The 18,698-nt window shown below is 67.7% G+C and carries 16 protein-coding genes and 1 pseudogene; 7 read left to right on the forward strand and 10 right to left on the reverse strand.

Annotated features, from left to right (window positions below):
* Positions 1-188, forward strand: a pseudogene (locus ABLE94_RS25595) (HNH endonuclease); the annotation flags it as partial.
* 461 nt (positions 189-649) lie between these two features.
* Here the strand turns inward: ABLE94_RS25595 and ABLE94_RS25600 are convergent.
* From ABLE94_RS25600 to ABLE94_RS25640, 9 genes are all read right to left on the reverse strand, one after another.
* Positions 650-1,270, reverse strand: coding sequence for a TetR/AcrR family transcriptional regulator (locus ABLE94_RS25600; protein WP_348810255.1), 621 nt, complete (start codon positions 1,268-1,270; stop codon positions 650-652).
* A gap of 13 nt (positions 1,271-1,283) precedes the next feature.
* Complete coding sequence (locus ABLE94_RS25605) at positions 1,284-2,081, reverse strand: enoyl-CoA hydratase family protein (protein WP_348810256.1); 798 nt, start codon at positions 2,079-2,081, stop codon at positions 1,284-1,286.
* A gap of 20 nt (positions 2,082-2,101) precedes the next feature.
* The gene (locus ABLE94_RS25610) at positions 2,102-3,268 is read right to left on the reverse strand and encodes an acyl-CoA dehydrogenase family protein (RefSeq protein WP_348806820.1); all 1,167 of its coding nucleotides are present in this window, start codon (positions 3,266-3,268) and stop codon (positions 2,102-2,104) included.
* Positions 3,269-3,281: 13 nt separating this feature from the next.
* Positions 3,282-5,309, reverse strand: a complete 2,028-nt coding sequence (locus ABLE94_RS25615) for an acetyl/propionyl/methylcrotonyl-CoA carboxylase subunit alpha (RefSeq protein WP_348810257.1) — start codon at positions 5,307-5,309, stop codon at positions 3,282-3,284.
* Between the two features lie 13 nt (positions 5,310-5,322).
* Positions 5,323-6,921 (reverse strand): acyl-CoA carboxylase subunit beta, encoded by a 1,599-nt coding sequence (locus ABLE94_RS25620; protein WP_348806818.1) that lies wholly within the window; start codon positions 6,919-6,921, stop codon positions 5,323-5,325.
* Positions 6,918-8,078, reverse strand: coding sequence for an acyl-CoA dehydrogenase family protein (locus tag ABLE94_RS25625; RefSeq protein ID WP_348806817.1), 1,161 nt, complete (start codon positions 8,076-8,078; stop codon positions 6,918-6,920). Before ABLE94_RS25625 ends, ABLE94_RS25620 begins: the two co-directional genes overlap by 4 nt.
* 4 nt (positions 8,079-8,082) lie before the next feature.
* Entirely contained in the window at positions 8,083-9,834 is a 1,752-nt protein-coding gene (locus ABLE94_RS25630; RefSeq protein ID WP_348806816.1) for an acyclic terpene utilization AtuA family protein, read from the reverse strand.
* A complete protein-coding gene (locus tag ABLE94_RS25635; RefSeq protein WP_348806815.1) occupies positions 9,835-10,644 on the reverse strand; it encodes a TIGR03084 family metal-binding protein in 810 nt (269 codons plus the stop codon).
* A gap of 93 nt (positions 10,645-10,737) precedes the next feature.
* Complete coding sequence (locus ABLE94_RS25640) at positions 10,738-11,649, reverse strand: PaaI family thioesterase (protein ID WP_348806814.1); 912 nt, start codon at positions 11,647-11,649, stop codon at positions 10,738-10,740.
* A 290-nt stretch (positions 11,650-11,939) separates the two neighbouring features.
* Here ABLE94_RS25640 and ABLE94_RS25645 point away from each other — a divergent pair, with 290 nt between their 5' ends.
* The 6 genes from ABLE94_RS25645 (at position 11,940) to ABLE94_RS25670 (ending at position 18,064) form a co-directional block, all read left to right on the forward strand.
* Positions 11,940-12,458, forward strand: coding sequence for a hypothetical protein (locus tag ABLE94_RS25645; RefSeq protein WP_348810258.1), 519 nt, complete (start codon positions 11,940-11,942; stop codon positions 12,456-12,458).
* A 142-nt stretch (positions 12,459-12,600) separates the two neighbouring features.
* Complete coding sequence (gene fadD1, locus ABLE94_RS25650) at positions 12,601-14,190, forward strand: fatty-acid--CoA ligase FadD1 (protein WP_348810259.1); 1,590 nt, start codon at positions 12,601-12,603, stop codon at positions 14,188-14,190.
* Positions 14,187-15,281 carry a TIGR03857 family LLM class F420-dependent oxidoreductase gene (locus tag ABLE94_RS25655; RefSeq protein WP_348810260.1) on the forward strand — a complete coding sequence of 365 codons (1,095 nt, stop codon included), beginning with the start codon at positions 14,187-14,189 and terminating at the stop codon, positions 15,279-15,281. Before fadD1 ends, ABLE94_RS25655 begins: the two co-directional genes overlap by 4 nt.
* Positions 15,278-16,321, forward strand: a complete 1,044-nt coding sequence (locus tag ABLE94_RS25660) for a phosphotransferase (RefSeq protein WP_348810261.1) — start codon at positions 15,278-15,280, stop codon at positions 16,319-16,321. The genes ABLE94_RS25655 and ABLE94_RS25660 overlap by 4 nt, the downstream gene beginning before the upstream one ends.
* Positions 16,318-17,313, forward strand: a complete 996-nt coding sequence (locus ABLE94_RS25665) for an NAD-dependent epimerase/dehydratase family protein (protein ID WP_348806809.1) — start codon at positions 16,318-16,320, stop codon at positions 17,311-17,313. The genes ABLE94_RS25660 and ABLE94_RS25665 overlap by 4 nt, the downstream gene beginning before the upstream one ends.
* A gap of 46 nt (positions 17,314-17,359) precedes the next feature.
* Positions 17,360-18,064, forward strand: coding sequence for a DUF6319 family protein (locus tag ABLE94_RS25670; protein WP_425476285.1), 705 nt, complete (start codon positions 17,360-17,362; stop codon positions 18,062-18,064).
* Between the two features lie 291 nt (positions 18,065-18,355).
* Here ABLE94_RS25670 and ABLE94_RS25675 read toward each other — a convergent pair.
* Positions 18,356-18,698: HNH endonuclease signature motif containing protein (locus tag ABLE94_RS25675; RefSeq protein ID WP_348804249.1), on the reverse strand; the 343-nt coding region annotated here is incomplete at its 5' end.

An 18,698-nucleotide genomic window follows, 5' to 3' on the forward strand; every position in this document is an offset into this window, starting at 1 on the left:
TGGAGAACGGCGCTTTGCTCTGCACAGCCTGTCATGACGATGTCCACCATAACGGATGGGACGTCGTCATGGGAGCCGACCACCACCCGTGGTTGATCCCACCGGAAAGTGTTGACCCACAACGCAGGTGGTTGCGGTCCTATCACCGCAGGACCATGACCTTGGATGGATTGCCGGGTGCGGCATGAGGATTCGGGTTCCAGCGTTGCCTTGCGGGGTCTCGACACGGTCCTCCGCTATCGCTCCGGACCGGCTCGACCGGCGGGCAAAGTGGCTCGACCACCGGAATAAGGACTTGACCGGCGGGCAAAGTGGCTCGACCACCGGAATAAGGGCTCGACCGGCGGGCAAAGGGGCTCGCCCGCCGGGGTAAGCGCTCGGCTCGCGGGGTAAGCGCTCGTCCGGCGGGATAGGGCTCGGCCCGCGGGGTAAGCGCTCGTCCGGCGGGATAGTGGCTCAACCAGCCGTGCGTGACCGGCGACAACACAACACCAACAGTTCCTGAATCGAGAGGTTGTCCATCAGCCTCGCCTCACGTGGTCTCGCCCTCGTTCCTCGGGCTACGCGACCAGCGGGAGGGTACCTTGACAACTCCACAGTGAAACATCAACGCCGGCAACCGGTGTCGTCACGCTCGACGGCCGTCTCGTCAGAGATCGGTGCGCAGCGCGTCCGACACCATCTCCGTCCACGACGCCACCACCTGTTCTCGTCGGTGAGAATCGTCGGACAGTGTGTCGGCCAGGCCGAGTCCACGCGCGAGGTCGAGGGTGATCTGCGCGATCCGGCGAACCTTCGGGTTCGCACCCGACGGATCGAGCATCGCCACCGTCACCTGATGTGCGGCGCGGGCGAACTTCGCCTCGAGCGGCAAGATCAGCTCGCGCAGTGCGGGATCGGATGCTGCGGCCGCCCACACCTGCAGTGCCGCCTTGAACGTCACCCCCGTGTAGAGGGCGACGGCCCGGTCGATCGCTGCGGCCACCCGATCCTCACCGTCGGGCATCTCGTCCTGCACCGTCGACGCAGACGCCGTCATGTCCTCGAAGACCTGCTCGAGCGCGGCCGTGATCAGGGCCTCGCGCGTCGGGAAGTGATGCTGCGCCGCCCCACGCGACACGCCGGCCCGCTCCGCCACGATGGACACCGTCGCTGCGGCCCAACCGTCACGCGCCAAAGTGTCGATCGTCGCCCCCAGCAACCGTTCCCGCGTCAGTCGGGATCGCTCCTGCTGCGGCTCGCGCGCGGCACTCGATCGTGCGGTGGTCATGAAAGATCCCAGGTCATGTCAGATCCCACGACGGCCGGCGCTTCGACAGGAACGCCGTCATCCCCTCCCGCGCCTCTTCGCTGCCGAACAACGCAGCCGATTCCTCCGCGCGCCGACGGCCATACGTCTCGAATGCTGCGAGGACCGCCGTCGTGGTGAGCGCCTTCGACGCCGCCAAACCCTGCGGCGACGCCTTCCGTATCCCCGTCAACGCGCTCGCCAGGCAACCCTCGAGATCTGCGGCGCTGCCACAGGATTGCGTCACCAACCCCACCCGTTCGGCGGTATCCGCGTCGAACGTCTCACCGGTCAAGTAATACCGCCCCGAGGACCGTGCGGACATCTTCGGCAATAAGACCACCGAGATCACCGACGGCGCCAACCCCAGCCGCGCCTCGGTGAGCGCGAACGTGCATGCGGGACCGGCGAACACCATGTCACACGCGCCGATCAGACCGAGTCCGCCTGCCCGCACATGACCGTCGATCCGCGCGATCACCGGCTTCGGCGATTCGAGGATCGCGCGAATGAGTCCGAGCATGGCCTCGGTCCCGGCCGCCGATGCCTCCTCGACGCTCGCACCACGAGCCAACGCCTCGCTCAGGTCGGCCCCCGCACAGAACGTGTTGCCCGAATGCGTCAACACCACCGCCCGCACCTCGGGATCGTCTGCCGCGGAGACCAACCCGTCGAGCAACCGCTCAACCAAGCTCGCGCTCAACGCATTCCGGTTCTTCGGTGAATCCAGCGTCAACGTCGTGATGCCGTCGACGGTCGACGAATGGACAACCTCAACGGTTCCGTCGGCCATGATGCACCCCACCTCTCGTCTCAGTACGACTTGGGCAACCCGAGACTCGTCTGAGCCACGAAGTTCAGAATCATCTCACGACTGACCGGCGCGATCCGCGCGATCCGCGCCAGCGACAGCATCGGCGCCAAACCGTACTCGGACGTCAACCCGTTGCCGCCGAGTGAGTGAACGGCCTGATCGACGATCTTGACGCACGCCTCCGCAGCGGCGTACTTCGCCATATTCGCCGGTTCCGCTGCACCCCAATCGTCTCCCGCGTCATACAGTGTGGCGGCCTTCTGCATCATCAGCTTGGCCATCTCGAGTTCGATCTTGCCCTGCGCCAACGGATGCGCGATCGCCTGATGCGCGCCGATCGGCGTCTTCCAGACAGTGCGGTCGTTGACGTACTCGACGGCCCGCGACAGCGCGAACCGGCCCATCCCGATCGCCGACGCCGCACCCATGATGCGCTCCGGGTTGAGGCCGGCGAACAGCTGACTGATCGCCGCGTCCTCCGAACCGACCAACGCATCGGTCGGGAGCCGGACGTCGTCGAAGAACAGCAGGAACTGCTTCTCCGGGTTCTGCAGTTCCATCTCGATCTGGCGGTACTCGAAATTCGGTGTGTCGGTGGGCACGATGAACAACGTCGGCTTGAGCCGCCCCGTCTTCGCGTCCTCGGTGCGGGCGACGATCAGCACCGCCTGCGCCTGGTCGACGCCGGAGATGTAGATCTTGCGACCGTTGAGCACCCACTCGTCACCGTCACGCTTCGCGGTGGTGGTGATGTTGTGCGAGTTGGAACCCGCGTCGGGTTCGGTGATCCCGAACGCCATGGTGATCGACCCGTCGGCCAGGCCGGGCAGCCACCGCTGCTTCTGATCGTCGGTGCCGAAGCGGGCGATCACGTTTCCGCAGATCGCCGGCGACACGACCAGCATCAGCAGGCTCGTCCCGGCGGCGGCGAGTTCCTCCATCACGATGGACAGTTCGTACATGCCGGCGCCACCGCCACCGAACTCCTCGGGCAAGTTCACCCCGATGAAGCCGAGTTTGCCTGCCTCCTCCCATAATTCGTCGGTCTTGCGGCCCTCGCGGGCGCATTCACGGAAGTAGTCCTGCCCGTACTTGGCTGCCAGACCGGCGACCGCGGCACGCAGTTCGGCCCGTTCGGGTGACTCGACAAAAGGATTCTCGGTCATGGGATGTCCTGTCTCACTCGGATCGTGCGTCGGATGTGTCGGAATCGGAATCGGGATCGCTGATGACGGCCAGGACGTCGCCGACCGCCAACTGCCGGCCGGCCTCGACGGCGAGCGTGGTGACGATGCCGTCGGCGGGCGCCGAGATGGTGTGTTCCATCTTCATCGCCTCCAGCCAGATCAGCGGCTGCCCCGCGGTCACCCGGTCGCCCTCGGCGACGGCCACCCGGATCACCGCCCCCGGCATCGGCGCCAGTAGCGACCCCGGTCGGGCGACGGCGGTCGGATCGACGAAGCGTGGCTTGCGACGCAGATGCACCGACCAGCCCGGGCCGTCCACGTAGATGTCGTCGCCGCCGTACCGTGCGACCCGTAGGCGTCGGCGCACCCCGTCGGCGCCGAGCACGACCACCTCGCCGTCGGAGGCCGAGATGACCGACAGCTCCGGCGAATCCGGCAGGTCGACGCCGTCGCGGGTATGCCGGTAGCGCACCGTCACCTCGGTGTCATCGGGCAGCAGATAGCCCTTGGACTGCGCAGCCGACACCATGTTCCGCCAGCCCGGCGCCAGGGTCGACTGCACCCGTGCGCGCGACCGGTTGACCGCCGCATCCGACAGCGCCGCCGCGATCCCCGCAAGGGTGATCGCCTCGCCGTCGGCGAGTGGCGCCGCCAGGGTGTCCAATCCGACCTCGTCGAGGTATCCGGTGTCGGTCTCCCCCGCGCGGAACGTCCTCTCCCGCAGAATGTTCACCAGCATGTCCCGGTTGGTGACGGGCCCGTGCAGGGTCGCATCCGCCAACGCCTGCGCGAGCATGGCCGCCGCCCGGTCCCGCGTGGGTGCCCACGAGATGACCTTGGCCAGCATCGGATCGTAGAACGTGGAGATCTCCGAGCCGTCGGCGATCGACGAGTCGACACGCACCCCGGGCCGGGTCAGACCATCGAAATGTGTTGCCGTGGCGATGTCGATGGCGTGGACGGTGCCCGACTGCGGCTGCCAGTCGGCGGCCGGGTCCTCGGCGTAGAGCCGAACCTCGATGGCCGCGCCGTTCGTCGTCGGTGCCGACACGTCGAGGTGCTCGCCCATCGCCACCCGCAACTGCCATTCGACGAGGTCGGTGCCGGCGGTCAGTTCGGTCACCGGATGCTCCACCTGGAGACGGGTATTCGTCTCCAGGAAGTAGAATCGGCCGCTCTCGTCGGCCAGGAACTCCACCGTTCCGGCGCCGGTGTACCCGATCGCCTCGACCGCCGATCGTGCTGCGGCGTAGAGTTTTTCGCGCATCTGCTGTCCGATGCGTTCCACCAGGGGTGCGGGCGCCTCTTCGACGACCTTCTGGTGTCGGCGCTGGATGGAGCATTCGCGTTCGCCGACGGCCCAGATCGCTCCGTGCACGTCGGCCATCACCTGCACCTCGATGTGGTGGCCGCGCTCGACGTACGGTTCGCAGAACACCGTCGGGTCGCCGAACGCCGACTCCGCTTCGCGCCGGGCCGCGTCCACCTGGTCGGCGAGTTCGGCGAGATCACGCACGATCCGCATACCGCGGCCGCCGCCACCGGCCGACGCCTTGATCAGCAACGACAGATCGGCATCGGTCACCGCGGCCGGGTCGATGTTGCCCAACACCGGTACGTCCGCGTCGGCCATCAACTTCTTGGCGTTGACCTTGGAGCCCATCGCGGTGATCGCCGCCGGCGGCGGACCGACCCAGGTCAGTCCGGCGTCGATCACGGCCTGCGCGAATTCGGCGTTCTCGGAGAGGAATCCGTATCCGGGGTGAATCGCATCGGCGCCCGCGGAGTGCGCGGCGGCGATGATCTGTTCACCCCGCAGGTAGGTGTCGGCGGACGTCGAACCGGGCAGACGTACCGCGACGTCGGCGGCGGACACATGCGGTGATCCGGCGTCGGGGTCGGAATATACTGCGACGGTGCCGATTCCCATCCGGCGGCAGGTCGCGAAGACCCGGGAGGCGATCTCGCCGCGATTGGCGACGAGGACTCGAGTGATCAGGTTGGTCACTGCATCGGTCATCACTCTGTTCCCCTCACATCCGGAAGACGCCGAAGTTCGACGTCCCCTCGACCGGCGCACTGTGGATCGCCGACAACGTCAGACCCAGGATCGTGCGGGTGTCCCGGGGATCGATCACCCCGTCGTCGTAGAGCATCCCGGACAGGAACGCCGGTACCGACTCGGCTTCGATCTGTCCTTCGATCATCTGCCGCATCGCGGCGTCGGCGGCCTCGTCGACGACCCCGCCGCGCGCCTCGGTGGCCGCCCGCGACACGATGGAGATGACGCCCGCGAGTTGCGTCGCACCCATCACCGCGGATTTCGCACTGGGCCAGGCGAACAGGAATCGGGGATCGTAGGCCCGCCCGCACATTCCGTAGTGACCGGCGCCATAGCTCGCGCCCATCAGCACCGAGATATGCGGCACGCTCGAGTTGGAGACGGCGTTGATCATCATCGAACCGTGCTTGATGATCCCACCGCGCTCGTACTCCTTGCCGACCATGTAGCCGGTGGTGTTGTGCAGGAACAGCAGTGGCGTATCCGAACGGTTGGCGAGCTGGATGAACTGCGCCGCCTTCTGCGCCTCGGCACTGAACAGCACGCCCTGCGCGTTGGCGAGGATGCCGACCGGATAGCCGTGGATGCTCGCCCACCCGGTGCACAGCGAGTTGCCGTACTCGGGTTTGAACTCGTCGAAGTCACTGCCGTCGACGATGCGGGCGATCACCTCCCGCGGATCGAACGGGATCTTCAGGTCGCCGGGCACGATGCCGAGCAATTCCTCGGTGTCGTAGCGGGGTTCGACGACGTCAACCGACGGCGCCGGTCCGCGCTTGCGCCAGTTGAGGCGCGCGACGATCCGCCGGCCGATGCGCACCGCGTCCTGCTCGTCGGCGGCGTAGTAGTCGGCCAGACCCGACTGGCGGGCGTGTAGTTGTGCGCCGCCGAGGGATTCGTCGTCGCTCTCCTCACCGGTGGCCATCTTCACCAGCGGCGGCCCGCCGAGGAACACCTTGGAGGCGCCCTCGATCATGACGACGTGATCGCTCATCCCCGGGACGTAGGCGCCGCCTGCGGTGGAGTTGCCGAACACCAGCGCGATGGTCGGGATGCCGGCCGCGGACAGGCGGGTCAGATCCCGGAACATCCGTCCACCCGGGATGAAGACCTCCTTCTGGGTGGGCAGGTCGGCACCACCGGACTCCACCAGCGAGATCACCGGCAGCCGATTGGTCAGGGCGATGTCATTGGTACGCAGGATCTTCCGCAACGTCCACGGATTGGAGGTGCCACCTTTGACGGTGGGGTCGTTGGCGACGATCACGCATTCGACACCCTCGACGACCCCGATGCCCGTCACCACCGACGCCCCGACGGTGAAGTCGGAACCATAGGCGGCCAGCGGGCACAGTTCGAGGAAGGCGGAGTCCTCGTCGACGAGGAGCTCGATCCGTTCCCGGGCGGTCATCTTGCCGCGCTTACGGTGCCGCGCAACGTACTTCTCGCCACCGCCGGCGAGTGCCTTGTCGAGTTCGGTGTTCAGTTCGTCGAGTTTGGCGAGCATGAGGTCGCGGTTGCCCACGAACTGCTCGTCGTTCGCGTCGAGGGTGGAACGGATTGCCGTCACTGCTGATACCCCAATCGTTTTGCCGCGAGACCGGTGAGGATCTCGGTGGTTCCGCCGCCGATGCCGATGATGCGCATGTCGCGGTACTGACGTTCCACTTCGGTGCCGGTCATGTAGCCGAGACCGCCGAAGAGCTGAACAGCCTTGTCGGCCACCCATTCTCCGGTTTCCACCGCGGTGTTCTTGGCGAAGCACACCTCGGCGATGAGGTCGTCGTCGGAGGTGATCTTCCGCTCGACCACCGCACGGGTGTAGGTGCGGGCGACGTCGATGCGCCGTGCCATCTCGGTGAGCGTGTCCTGCACCGACTGCCGTGCGATGAGCGGTTTGCCGAAGGTCTCGCGCTGCCGCGCCCACTCCAGGGTGAGGTCCAGGCACCGCTGGGCACTGGCGTACGCCTGGACCGCGAGCGATGACCGTTCGGTCACGAAGGCCGCCGCGATCTGGGCGAATCCGGAGTTCTCCGGGCCGACGAGGTTGGCGACGGGTACCCGGGCGTCGACGAAGGACAGTTCGGCGGTGTCGGAGCTGCGCCATCCCATCTTGTCGAGTTTCCGGGTGACGGTGAAACCCGGTGTGCCCTTCTCGATCACCAGCAGCGACACGCCGGAGGCACCCGGTCCGCCGGTGCGCACCGCGGTCACCACGAAGTCGGCGCGCACCGCGGAGGTGATGTAGGTCTTGGCGCCGTTGACGACGAAGTCGTCCCCGTCGCGGTCGGCCCGCGTCATCAGGTGACCGACGTCGCTGCCGCCGCCGGGTTCGGTGATGGCCAGGCTGCCGATCATCTCGCCGGCCAGGGTGGGACGTACCCAGCGGTCGATCTGCGCGGGGTCACCGGCCGCGATCAGGTGCGGTAGCGCGATGCCGTGGGTGAACAGCGACGCGAACACCCCGCCCGGGGCGCCGGCGTAGTGCAGTTCCTCGCCGAGGATCGACGCGTCGACGAGGTCGCCGCCCGATCCGCCGATCTCCTCGGGGATGCCGAGTCCGAAGAGGCCGAGTTCGGCGGCCTCCCGGTGCACATCGCGCGGGATCTGTCCGTCGCGTTCCCAGTCCGCCGCGTGCGGCAGGATGTGTCGGGTCACGAATCCGCGTACGGTCTCGCGGAGCGCTCGCCGTTCGGGGCTGTCCCAGATGGGGCTGGTGATGGGCACGGGCTCAGTCCTTGTCGTCGGCGACGGTGACGTTCTCGATGAAACGCATGGGGATGGGTACCGGCCGCGATCGCAGCCACTCCCCCATACCCTTGGCCTGCGGGTCGAAGCGCACGTTGTCGGCGACGCCGCGGCCGAGCACTCCCTCGATGACGAAGTTGACCGCAAGCAGGTTCGGAAGCCGGTAGCGGCGCACCGTCAATCCGTCGATCTCCGGCAGCAGTTCGGTCAGCAGGTCGGTGTCCAGGGTGGTGTCGAGCCATTCGAAATGGTCCGGATCACGCACCCACACACCGATGTTCGCGCTTCCGCCCTTGTCTCCGCTGCGGGCACCGGCGATGGTGCCCAGCGGCAGCACGGCGGTGGGTTCGGGGTCGGCGGCCGCACCGCCCGCGGCGCGATGGTCGACCTCGTCGGCGGGCACCGGTGCCCGCAGGGGCGACGGTTCGATGCGTTCGACCACACCGTCGGCGAACGCGACGCGGTGCTCGACGGCCGCGGCGTCGACGTACCCGGGTTCGAAGACCCCGTAGGGCGATCCCGGTCCGGGGGGCGCGGTCATGCTGAAGCCGGGATAGCTGGCCAGGGCCAATTCCACTGCGGTGGAGGAGAATGCGCGGCCGACCTTGGTGCCGTCGGGGTCGCGGGCCACGCACCGCAGCAGTGCCGAGGCCTGCTCTTCGGTGGTCGCGTCCGGGCGGTCGAGGCGGGACAGTTCCCAGGTGAGTTGTTCGGGTTCGCTCGGCAGTGCGGCGCGGAACTGTGACCGGAACAGTTCGGCCTTCTTCTCGATGTCGAGTCCGGTGAGGATCATGGTGATCTCATTGCGCACTCCGGCAAGGTGATTCAGTGACACCTTGGTGGTCTCCGGGGGCGCTTCACCCGTCACACCGCTGATCGACACACGATCCGGTCCGTCCGACGCCAGGGAGATGGTGTCGAGACGGGTGGTCACATCGGGTCCGAGGTATCGGGGTCCGCCGACCTCGTAGAGCAGTTGCGCGGTCACGGTTCCCACGGTCACCGCCCCGCCGGTGCCGGCATGTTTGGTGATCACCGACGATCCGTCGGCGGCGATCTCGGCGATCGGGAATCCGAGGTGTCCGGCGGCGGGCGTGCTCGTCAGGTCGAGTTCGGTGAAGAAGGCGTAGTTGCCGCCGGTGGCCTGGGTACCGCATTCGATGACGTGACCGGCGACCACCGCACCGGCCAGCGCATCGAGGTCGTCGTAATCCCACTCGAAGGCGCTCGCGGCGGGCCCGACGGTGAGCGAGGCATCGGTGACGCGTCCGGTGACGACGAGGTCGGCCCCGGAGTCGAGTGCGGTCTTGATGCCGAAGGCACCGAGATAGGCGTTGGCGGTCAACGGTTTTCCGAGTCCGAGTTCGTCGGCGCGGTCGAGCAGATCGTCTCCGTCGACGAATGCCACACCGACGTCGACGCCCACCCGCTCGGCGAGTTCCCGCAGCGCGACGGCCAGTCCGTGCGGATTGAGCCCGCCGGCGTTGGCGACGATGCGCACGCCCTTGTCGACGGCGAGTCCGAGGCACTCCTCCATCTGCCGCAGGAACGTCTTGGCGTATCCGGTCTTCGGGTCCTTCAGACGGTCCTTGCCCAGGATCAGCATGGTGAGTTCGGCGAGGTAGTCGCCGGTGAGGTAGTCGAGTTCACCGCCCTCGAGCATCTCCCGCATCGCCGCGAAGCGATCCCCGTAGAACCCCGACGCATTGCCGATCCGCACCACTGTGGCGGTCATCTAGCTGTCCTTTCCGGTCTGCTCGGTTCCACTCGGCGCTCGCCCCGAGCCCGGGGGACCGGCGAAACATTGTGCGATCGTTGCCCATTCACGTGCGTCGTCACCGACGATCCGCAGGTCGAGGTCGGCGAGTGCGCGCCGCTGGGTGACCAGTTCGCAGAAGTCGAGTGCCGGACCGGCCACCACGTCGGTGGCGTCGGCGGGTCCCCACGTCCACACCTCGCCCGACGGTGCGGTGATCTCGAAGCGGAACGGCGCGCCCGGCGGCGTCTTCCCGTTCACGGCGTACGCGAAATCCCGTGTGCGGACCCCGATGTGGACGACGGCCTTGATGCGGTCGGTGACCGGCAGTGCCACGCCGAGCGCGTCGGCGACGTCGAGTCCGTGGGCCCACGTCTCCATCAGCCGGGCGGTGGCCATCGACGACGCGGACATCGGCGGACCGAACCACGGGATCTTGGCGCCGTCGGGGACGTCGAGGAGTGCGCGTTCCAGGGATGCACGCACCCCCCGCCAGTGATCGAGGAGTTGCCGCGGTGGTTGCCCGGCTCCCGCCTCCGCGGCGGCGTCGACGAACCCCGAGGGATCGGTCATCGCCTCCCGGGTGATCTCGGCGAATCGCTCGGGATCGGTGGCCGCGATCGCCGCCACCTCGTCGGTCCACGCGAGGTGTGCGATCTGGTGGGCGATGGTCCACCCGGCGGCGGGTGTGGGCGTGGCCCACTGTTCGTCGGCGAGGCCGGCGACGAGGTCGTCGAGTTCGGCGGATGTAGCGGCGAGGTCGGCGACGACCTGGTGCACGATCGGCATGCGATCAGCGTCACACAATCGTCGAAAAGAATCAAGCACGCATGATTGTTTTTGTTCCGGACGCCTGCCCGTCACTGCCCGGACAGAGCGGCGTCACCGGTAGTGCACGTCGGCAACGCCCTCGCTGAGCAGCGTCCCGTCGTGGCCGATCATCCGCGCCGAGAAGGACGCGATGCGACGACCCACCTTGACCGGCTCGACCTCGACGATCACCTGGGTGCCGTGCACCGCCGGCGAACGGAAGAAGCCGAGCGACATGTCGGCCAGGTGATAGTCGCGTCCCGCGCCCGCGTGGGCCTGGCCGGCGAAGGAGAACGCCTGGCCGATGATCGTGGCGATCACCCCGCCGTGCATCGTGCCGAAGAAGTTGCCCATCCACGGTTCGGTGTCGACGACGAACCGCAACCCGGTCGACGCATCGGGGATCTCGATGCGCCCGTTGAGGAGGTCGGCGAGGGGGCCCGCCTCCCGCACCTGCGCCGCGATCTGCGCCACCACGTCACGGCCCTCGAGGGCCGCGGGAATGGGTTCGGGGAGCCGGACACCGTGGGCGCCAGCACAGTCGGGCAGCTCGACCGCCGCCTGCGACTCTTCGGTCCCGTCGGCGGTGGCACGTCCGACGCGCATGTTGCGCGCGGTCCCGACGCAGCACAGATGCCCGGTGCCGGTGGTGATCCGCACCGGTGTCACGCCGGTGTGCTCGTCGGACATCTCGACGTCGGCCGCGGCGGTGAGGCGGTCGTCGGGGGCCACGTACCCCATCGCCGACATGGTCAGGCGTGCCTGCATCGACAACGCCCCCGACTCCTTGCCGGCGAGATGAAACGGAATGCCGCCGACATCGTCGAAGAGCACACCGTAGGCCGGCATGTCGATGCGGCCACGATGGTCGACGAACTGCGCACACAGCTGCTGCTGGGCACGCGCCGCGGTTCCCGACACCGTCAGGTTGCCGATGTGGAACACCGACAGCGGATTCCGTCCGGCCGCGTTGTCGCCTGTCATGGTCAACTCCCCTGCCCTGGCCGAATCCTCTGTCGTCGCCGTCCGCGCCACCACGTCACTCACCTGTGCAGTCCTATCACCGACCGCCGGGGCGGGCAGCACCACGCCCGCCCCTGTGTGATTCAGGTCGCGACTCTGTGATTCAAGTCGCGACCCGCTGAGCACCCCGTTCGGGCGCGGTAGCTTTACTCCCGACGCATGCTTCGCGTCGATAACGAACAGCGTCTCCACGTTGAACCGGGGCACCTCCGGCTGCTAGCGTCGTGAGACGGAAGGGGCTGATGTTACCAATGTTGCAGAAACGAATCACGGGTCGACGCATGATGCTGGCCGCCGGACTGGCCGCGGGAGCACTGGCCACACCGCTGGCAGCGGGTGTCGCATCCGCGGCGCCGGAGACCACCGCGCCGGAGACCACACAGACCACCCCCGCCGCCAAGACGCTCGACGCGACGCAGCAGACCCCGACCGTCGGACTGAGCCGCTCGGGAGCGATGATCGCCGGCGGTTTCGTCGCGCCGTTGGCCGCCGCGGCGGTCGCCGACGACGCCACGGTGATCTGGCTCGAGCCGATGCCCAAGGACGCCTGCGCCACCACGCTGAGCGATGCGATGGTCGCGGTCACCTGGACCAACACCTCCACTCACCGGACCGCCGACATCACCTTCGCGGCCTGCCGGGACGGCAAACCCGCTCTGAGTCCGGCGCTGGAAACCGGTTCCGGCACATTGAAATTGACGGTCACCGTGCTCGGCAAGGGCGGCGATACGTTCACCCTCACGCCGGGTACCGCAACGCTGCACCGCTGAGTTTCTCCTTCACGCCACCCGATCGCCGACGGCCTCCCCACCCGGGGGCCGTCGGCGATCGTCGTCTGTGCGGCCATCGAGCAGAGTAGACAATTTCAGAAATCTGTATACGCAGTTCTGGAACAGGTTCTAGATTTGGGTCATGGCCGACACCGTGACCCAACTTCTCCTCGAACGCGCCGACGACGATCACATCGCGATCACCTACCAGGGCCAACAGCGGACCTGGCGCGAGCACCTCGATGACGCACGCCGGATGGCGTCGGTCGTCCTCGCCGCCGCCGACCCGCGGCGGCCCATGCACATCGGCACCCTGCTCGGCAACACCCCGACCATGCTCACCGCCATCGCTGCGGGCGCGCTCGGCGGGTACGTGACCGCGGGCATCAACAACACCCGCCGGGGCGAGGCCCTGGCCGGCGACATCCTCCGGGCCGATTGTCAGATCCTGCTCACCGACGCCGAACACCGCGGCCTGCTCGACGGCCTCGAGCTTCCCGGGGTGACGGTGTTCGACACGTCCGGCCCCGAGTGGGCATCGCTGCTCGCCGACGCCGGCGAGCTGGTTCCGTATTCCGAGCCGGGGCCGATGGACCCGTTCATGTTGATCTTCACCTCCGGCACCAGCGGCAATCCCAAGCCGGTTCGGCTCGCGCACATGCTGATCCCGTTCGCCGGACCGCCACTGGTGGAGAAGTTCGGGATCACCGCCGACGACGTCTGCTACCTGTCGATGCCGCTGTTCCATTCCGCGGCGCTGCTGGGCGGTTACTGTGTCGCCGCGGCGAGCGGCGCGTCCATCGTGCCCGCCCGATTCTCCGCGTCGACCTTCCTCGACGACATCCGCCGGCACGGCGCTACGTACATGAACTACGTCGGCAAACCCCTCGCCTACATCCTCGCGACGCCGGAACAGCCCGATGACACCGACAACCCGCTGCGTGCCGCCTTCGGCAACGAGGCCACCGACCACGACATCGAAGACTTCGCGCGACGCTTCGACTGCAAGGTGTGGGACGGCTACGGATCCAGCGAATTGGCGATCATCGTCACCCGCGAACCCGGCACCCCGACCGGTTCGATCGGCAAGGGCTTTCCCGGTGTCGCCGTGTACAACCCGGCCACCGTCACCGAATGCGCCATCGCCGAGTTCGACGAGAACGGTGCCCTGACCAATGCGGACGAGGCCGTCGGTGAACTCGTGAACACCTCCGGCGCGGGGCTTTTCAGCGGCTACTACAACGACGAGGCCACCACGGCCGACCGCCTGCGCGAGGGCATGTACTGGTCGGGCGATCTCGCCTACCGCGACGCCGACGACTGGATCTACCTCGCCGGACGCTCCGGGGACTGGATGCGGGTCGACGGTGAGAACATGACCGCCGGCCCCATCGAACGTATCCTGCAACGGATTCCGGGTGTCAACCAGGTGGCCGTCTATCCGGTGCCCGACGATCAGGTGGGTGATGCGGTGATGGCCGCGATCGTGCTCGACGACGACGCGACCCTGGCCCCGGACGAGTTCGCCGCGGCACTCGCCGATCAACCCGATCTCTCCCCCAAGGCGTGGCCCGGTTTCGTGCGGATTACCGAGTCCCTGCCGACCACCGCCACCAACAAGATCGTCAAGCGGACCCTCAAGGCCGAGGGCGCCACCGCCGGCGACGGTGTGCTGTGGGTCCGGGAGCCGCGTAACCGGGCCTACCGCGTCGCCACGCAGGTCCCGGCGTGACGTCTCCGGACACCCTGACCGAACTCGGCTACTACGCACTGTCGCGACATCCGGTCCGTCCGTCGGAACTGGTCGACGAGGCACGTCACGCCGAAACCATCGGCCTCGGAACGGCATTCGTGTCCGAACGCTTCAACGTCAAGGACGCCGCGGTGCTGTCGGGCGCGCTCGCCGCCGCCACCACCCGACTGGGCATCGCCACCGCCGCCACCAATCACACGACGCGCCACCCGATCGTCACCGCGACGATGGGTGCCACCTTGGCCGAACTCTCCGATCATCGGTTCGCGCTCGGACTCGGACGCGGGATCACCGCCCAGTGGCAGATTCTCGGGCTGCCGGTGATCACCGGCGCCGGGATCGAGGACATGATCTCGATCCTGCGGCGACTGTGGAACGGCGAGATGATCATCGGACACGACGGCCCGGCAGGTACCTATCCGCTTCTCACCCTGGGGATTTCGGTCACGCCGCCACCTCCGGTGATGGTGGTGACGATGTCACCGAAGACGCTGGAACTCGCCGGGCGCATCGCCGATGGCGTTGTGCTGCACACCTTCCTCGACGCCGAGGCGACGCGAACCGCTGTCGCCCGCGTCCGCGACAGTGCGCAGCGGGCCGGGCGCGATCCGGCGTCGGTGCGGATCTGGTCGGTCCTCGCCACGGTTCCCGATCACCTCGAGGAGACCGACCGCACGCGCCGACTGTATGGGCGTCTCGCCACCTACCTGCAGGGTTATCCCGACGTGCTGATGGCCGCCAACCGGTGGAGCACCAACGATCTCGAGCGGATTCGGAGCACGTCGGCGTTCAGCGGAGCACGCGGTCCCCTCGACGCGACGGCCACCGCGACGGAACTCGACGAGCTCGCCGCGGCGATACCCGCCGGGTGGGTCGCCGACTGTGCCACCGGAACGGCGGACGAGTGCGCGCGGGCCGTCGCCGCCCAGTTCGATCTGGGTGTGGACTCAGTGATCCTGCATGGTGTGGCACCGACGGAGGTCACCGAGATCGTCGGGACCTACCGACACCTGCGCAGCCCGCAGACCGCGGCGTTGCCCGTCAATCCGGGGCGGGTGGTGCCGGCGTGAGCGTCGCCATCATTCCCATCTCGCCGGATCAGCTCACCCCGGCCGTCCTCACCACCCTGCTCACCGAGGCGGGCCATCACGCCGACGTACGGGGCGTGACCTACACCGCGGTGGGTACCGGGCAGATGGCCGGGTCGTATCGCCTGCGGCTGGACCTGGCTGCCGGTGACGTGCCGACGACGATGATCGCGAAGCTGGCGACCGGTGACCTACCGCAACGTCAGTTCGCCTCCGGCGCATTCCGCAACGAGGTGGATTTCTACTCGGATTTCGCGGCGCGGCTGCATGTTCCGCTACCCGAGTGCTACGCGTCGGCCATCTCGGCGGACGGCACCGAATTCGTCCTACTGTTGCAGGACATGGGCGACGCCGTCCAGGGTGACCAGATCGCCGGCTGCACACCGGAACAGGCACGGTCCGTCGCCGTCGCCACGGCCGGTCTGCACGCACCGACGTGTGACGATCCCGCACTGCTGCAACGCTTTCCGCTGCCGACCGCCGATGACCGGGAGTTGATGGAATCGGTCCTGGCCCCGATGACCGACGTGTTCCGCGAACGGTTCACGCCGGACGCCGCGGAATCGGTGGTCCTCGACTGGCTCGTCGCCACCGCCGGTGACTGGCTGATCGCCGAGCGCAGCCACACCGCACTGATCCACGGCGACATGCGGATCGACAACGTCCTGTTCGGTTCCGACGGTGCGGTCACCGTCATCGACTGGCAGACCATCACCACCGGTTCGCCGATGCGCGACCTCGCCTTCCTGCTGGCCTCGAGCCTCGAGGTGGACGACCGACGCCGCCATGAACGCGGCATCGTCGAGGCCTATCGTCAGGCGCTGCTCGCCGCGGGCGTCGACGGGTACTCCGCGGAGCAGTGTTGGGATGACTACGTCACCGATCTCCTGCAGGCGCCGCTGATCGTGGTGTTCGGTGCCGGGGCGGCGACGCCCACCGAACGCGGTGACGCCATGTTCGCGACGATGCTGCGTCGCGCCACGGTGGCGATCACCGATCACTCGCCGGACCTGATGCCATGAGTTCCGGGGTGACGACGGTATTCGGCGCCAACGGTTTTCTGGGTTCCCGCGTGGTCCGCCGGCTCCTCGACTCGGGGCGAGATGTCCGGGTGATGGTGCGGCCCACCTCCGACACCCGTAATCTCGACGACCTCGACGTCGAGCGGGTCGTCGGTGAGCTCGGCGACCAGGACGCGGTCGGGCGTGCCCTCGCCGGTGCCGAGGCCGCCATCTACTGCGCGGTGGACACCCGGGCGTGGATTCGTGATCCGAAGCCGTTGTGGCACAGCAATGTCGAAGTACTGGATGGCGTTCTCGACGTGGCGGCCCGGGCCGACCTGCATCGATTCGTCTACACCTCGAGCATGTGCACGATCGGCCGGGTCCGCGGGCGTTGCGCCACCCCCGACGATGCCTTCAACTGGGAGTCACACGCCAATACCTATGTCCGCTCGCGGGTCGCGGGTGAGCGCGTCGCATTGGCGGCGACGGATCGTGGCGTGCCGGTGGTGGCGATGTGCGTGTCGAACACCTACGGCGCGGGCGATCACAAGCCGACGCCGCACGGTGCCTTCGTCGCCGGAGCCGCACTCGGCAAACTCCCGTTCGGCGTGCGGGGGATGCGAGCGGAGACCGTCGGCGTCGACGACGCAGCCGATGCCCTCGTACGCGCGTCGCAGAAGGGCACGATCGGCAGGCGCTACATCGTCAGCGGCGAGTTCCTCGACCTCGGTGACATCATCGCGATGGCCGCCGACGAGGCGGGCGTGGCACCCCCGCGACCGACACTCCCTCGCCCGGCGATGTATGCCCTCGGCGCCGCCGGCGACCTCCGCTCACGGATCACCCGTGCCCAGCAACAGCTTTCGGTCGACACCGTGCGGTTGATGCACGTCATGTCGCCGATGGATCACTCGGCCACGACCAGCGATCTGGACTGGCACCCGCGTCCCGTCGAGGAGTCCGTCCGCGCCGCGGCCAGGTATTGGGTTCAGCGGAGACGATCCCGATAGCGGGTCAGGGTGACGCGATTCGTACGCCTGTGCGAACATGGACGTCATGGCATCACGACGACAGACCGGCCTGAGCACCGAGGACCTGGAATCCTTGTCGGCGGGACTCGCCGCGGGCAAGCGGGTCACCGTCTACCTTCGTGACCCCATGCCGTCCCTGAATCTCGCTGCCGGTGTATCGGCGCGCGTGATCTCCATCGATGGGTCCACCGTGATCATCAGCCCGAAGGGTGTCGAGGATCAGTTGCCGTTCGACGCCGACGAACTGCTCAAGACCCGACCCACAGCGGGCGCGGCGACGTCAACGCCTCGACGATCCACACCCCGGCCGGAGCCTATTGCCGAACCGGCCCCGCGGGAGACAGTCCGGCGGCAGACACCAGCGCCGGTGCCGGCACCTGCACCTGCACCTGCACCTGCACCGAAGCCCACCGCGGCGAAAGCCCCGCGGCGACCCAAGGCCCCATCCGGAGCGGTCACCGTCACCGTGACGTCGGCGAGCGACACGACCTGGACGGTGTCGGTGTCTCACGGAAGCAAGAAGCAGGGCAGGCCAACGGAAGTGCCCGCGGAGCGGGTGGCGAAAGCAATGCGCGAACTCGGAGATCCCACGGCGATCACCGCCGTCGACGGCGTGATCGAATCGGCGCGCGCTGCGGCACAACAGCGCATCGACGACCTCAGCCGCGAACTCGAGTCCGCACGAGCAGTGCTGGCACACCTCGACGGTCAGGCCCCGTCGGCCGACTAGTCGTCACCTTCGCCGGCCGAACCCTCACCCTTCCGCCGGTCGACGAGCAAGGAGCCCCGGGGCCTTGCGTTGAGCCCCGTCGAAACGACGAGCCTCGAGACCACGCAACACGGAGCTGGAAACCGATTGCAACGCAATATCACCCATCCCACCGCCACGCTGCCCACCCGCCGGTCGATCCGCCCCACTCCGCCGGTCGAGCCGACCGGAGCGCCAGCGGAGGTCGTGTCGAGACCACGCAACCCGATGCTGGAAACCGATTGCAGCGCAGCACTACCCGAGGGTAGCCGCCTACCGCGGATAGGTGGTGATGGTTTCCCCGGTCACCGGGTCACGCCAGATGACAGCCCGATCCGAGAGCATGGTGGGGATCAGCAACCCCATGTGTTTTCTTTGGTGGTCCGGGGTGCACAACGGCATGAGGTTGAATTCCACGGTCCAGCCACCGGTGATCGGATCCTGGTGCACGAACTTCACCAGGTGATCGATCTGGCATTCACTGGCCGGGCGTCCGCAATGCGGGTACCGGCAGGTGCCATCCAACTCGATGATCTTCTCCCGCAACCATGCCGGTATCCGATACGTCAACGCACCCGATGGTGGGAGCAGATGTCCGCCGTGTCCGGTGGGGTCG

It is taken from the genome of Gordonia sp. VNK1, from assembly GCF_040049135.1.
Taxonomy (GTDB): domain Bacteria; phylum Actinomycetota; class Actinomycetes; order Mycobacteriales; family Mycobacteriaceae; genus Gordonia; species Gordonia oleivorans.

Excerpts from the sequence above, each read along its gene's own strand:
- ABLE94_RS25600 (WP_348810255.1), bottom strand. The coding sequence starts at position 1,270 with ATGACCACCGCACGATCGAGTGCCGCGCGCGAGCCGCAGCAGGAGCGA.
- ABLE94_RS25605 (WP_348810256.1), bottom strand. The coding sequence starts at position 2,081 with ATGGCCGACGGAACCGTTGAGGTTGTCCATTCGTCGACCGTCGACGGC.
- ABLE94_RS25610 (WP_348806820.1), bottom strand. The coding sequence starts at position 3,268 with ATGACCGAGAATCCTTTTGTCGAGTCACCCGAACGGGCCGAACTGCGT.
- ABLE94_RS25615 (WP_348810257.1), bottom strand. The coding sequence starts at position 5,309 with ATGACCGATGCAGTGACCAACCTGATCACTCGAGTCCTCGTCGCCAAT.
- ABLE94_RS25630 (WP_348806816.1), bottom strand. The coding sequence starts at position 9,834 with ATGACCGCCACAGTGGTGCGGATCGGCAATGCGTCGGGGTTCTACGGG.
- ABLE94_RS25635 (WP_348806815.1), bottom strand. The coding sequence starts at position 10,644 with ATGCCGATCGTGCACCAGGTCGTCGCCGACCTCGCCGCTACATCCGCC.
- ABLE94_RS25640 (WP_348806814.1), bottom strand. The coding sequence starts at position 11,649 with ATGACAGGCGACAACGCGGCCGGACGGAATCCGCTGTCGGTGTTCCAC.
- ABLE94_RS25645 (WP_348810258.1), top strand. The coding sequence starts at position 11,940 with ATGTTGCAGAAACGAATCACGGGTCGACGCATGATGCTGGCCGCCGGA.
- fadD1 (WP_348810259.1), top strand. The coding sequence starts at position 12,601 with ATGGCCGACACCGTGACCCAACTTCTCCTCGAACGCGCCGACGACGAT.
- ABLE94_RS25665 (WP_348806809.1), top strand. The coding sequence starts at position 16,318 with ATGAGTTCCGGGGTGACGACGGTATTCGGCGCCAACGGTTTTCTGGGT.
- ABLE94_RS25670 (WP_425476285.1), top strand. The coding sequence starts at position 17,360 with ATGGCATCACGACGACAGACCGGCCTGAGCACCGAGGACCTGGAATCC.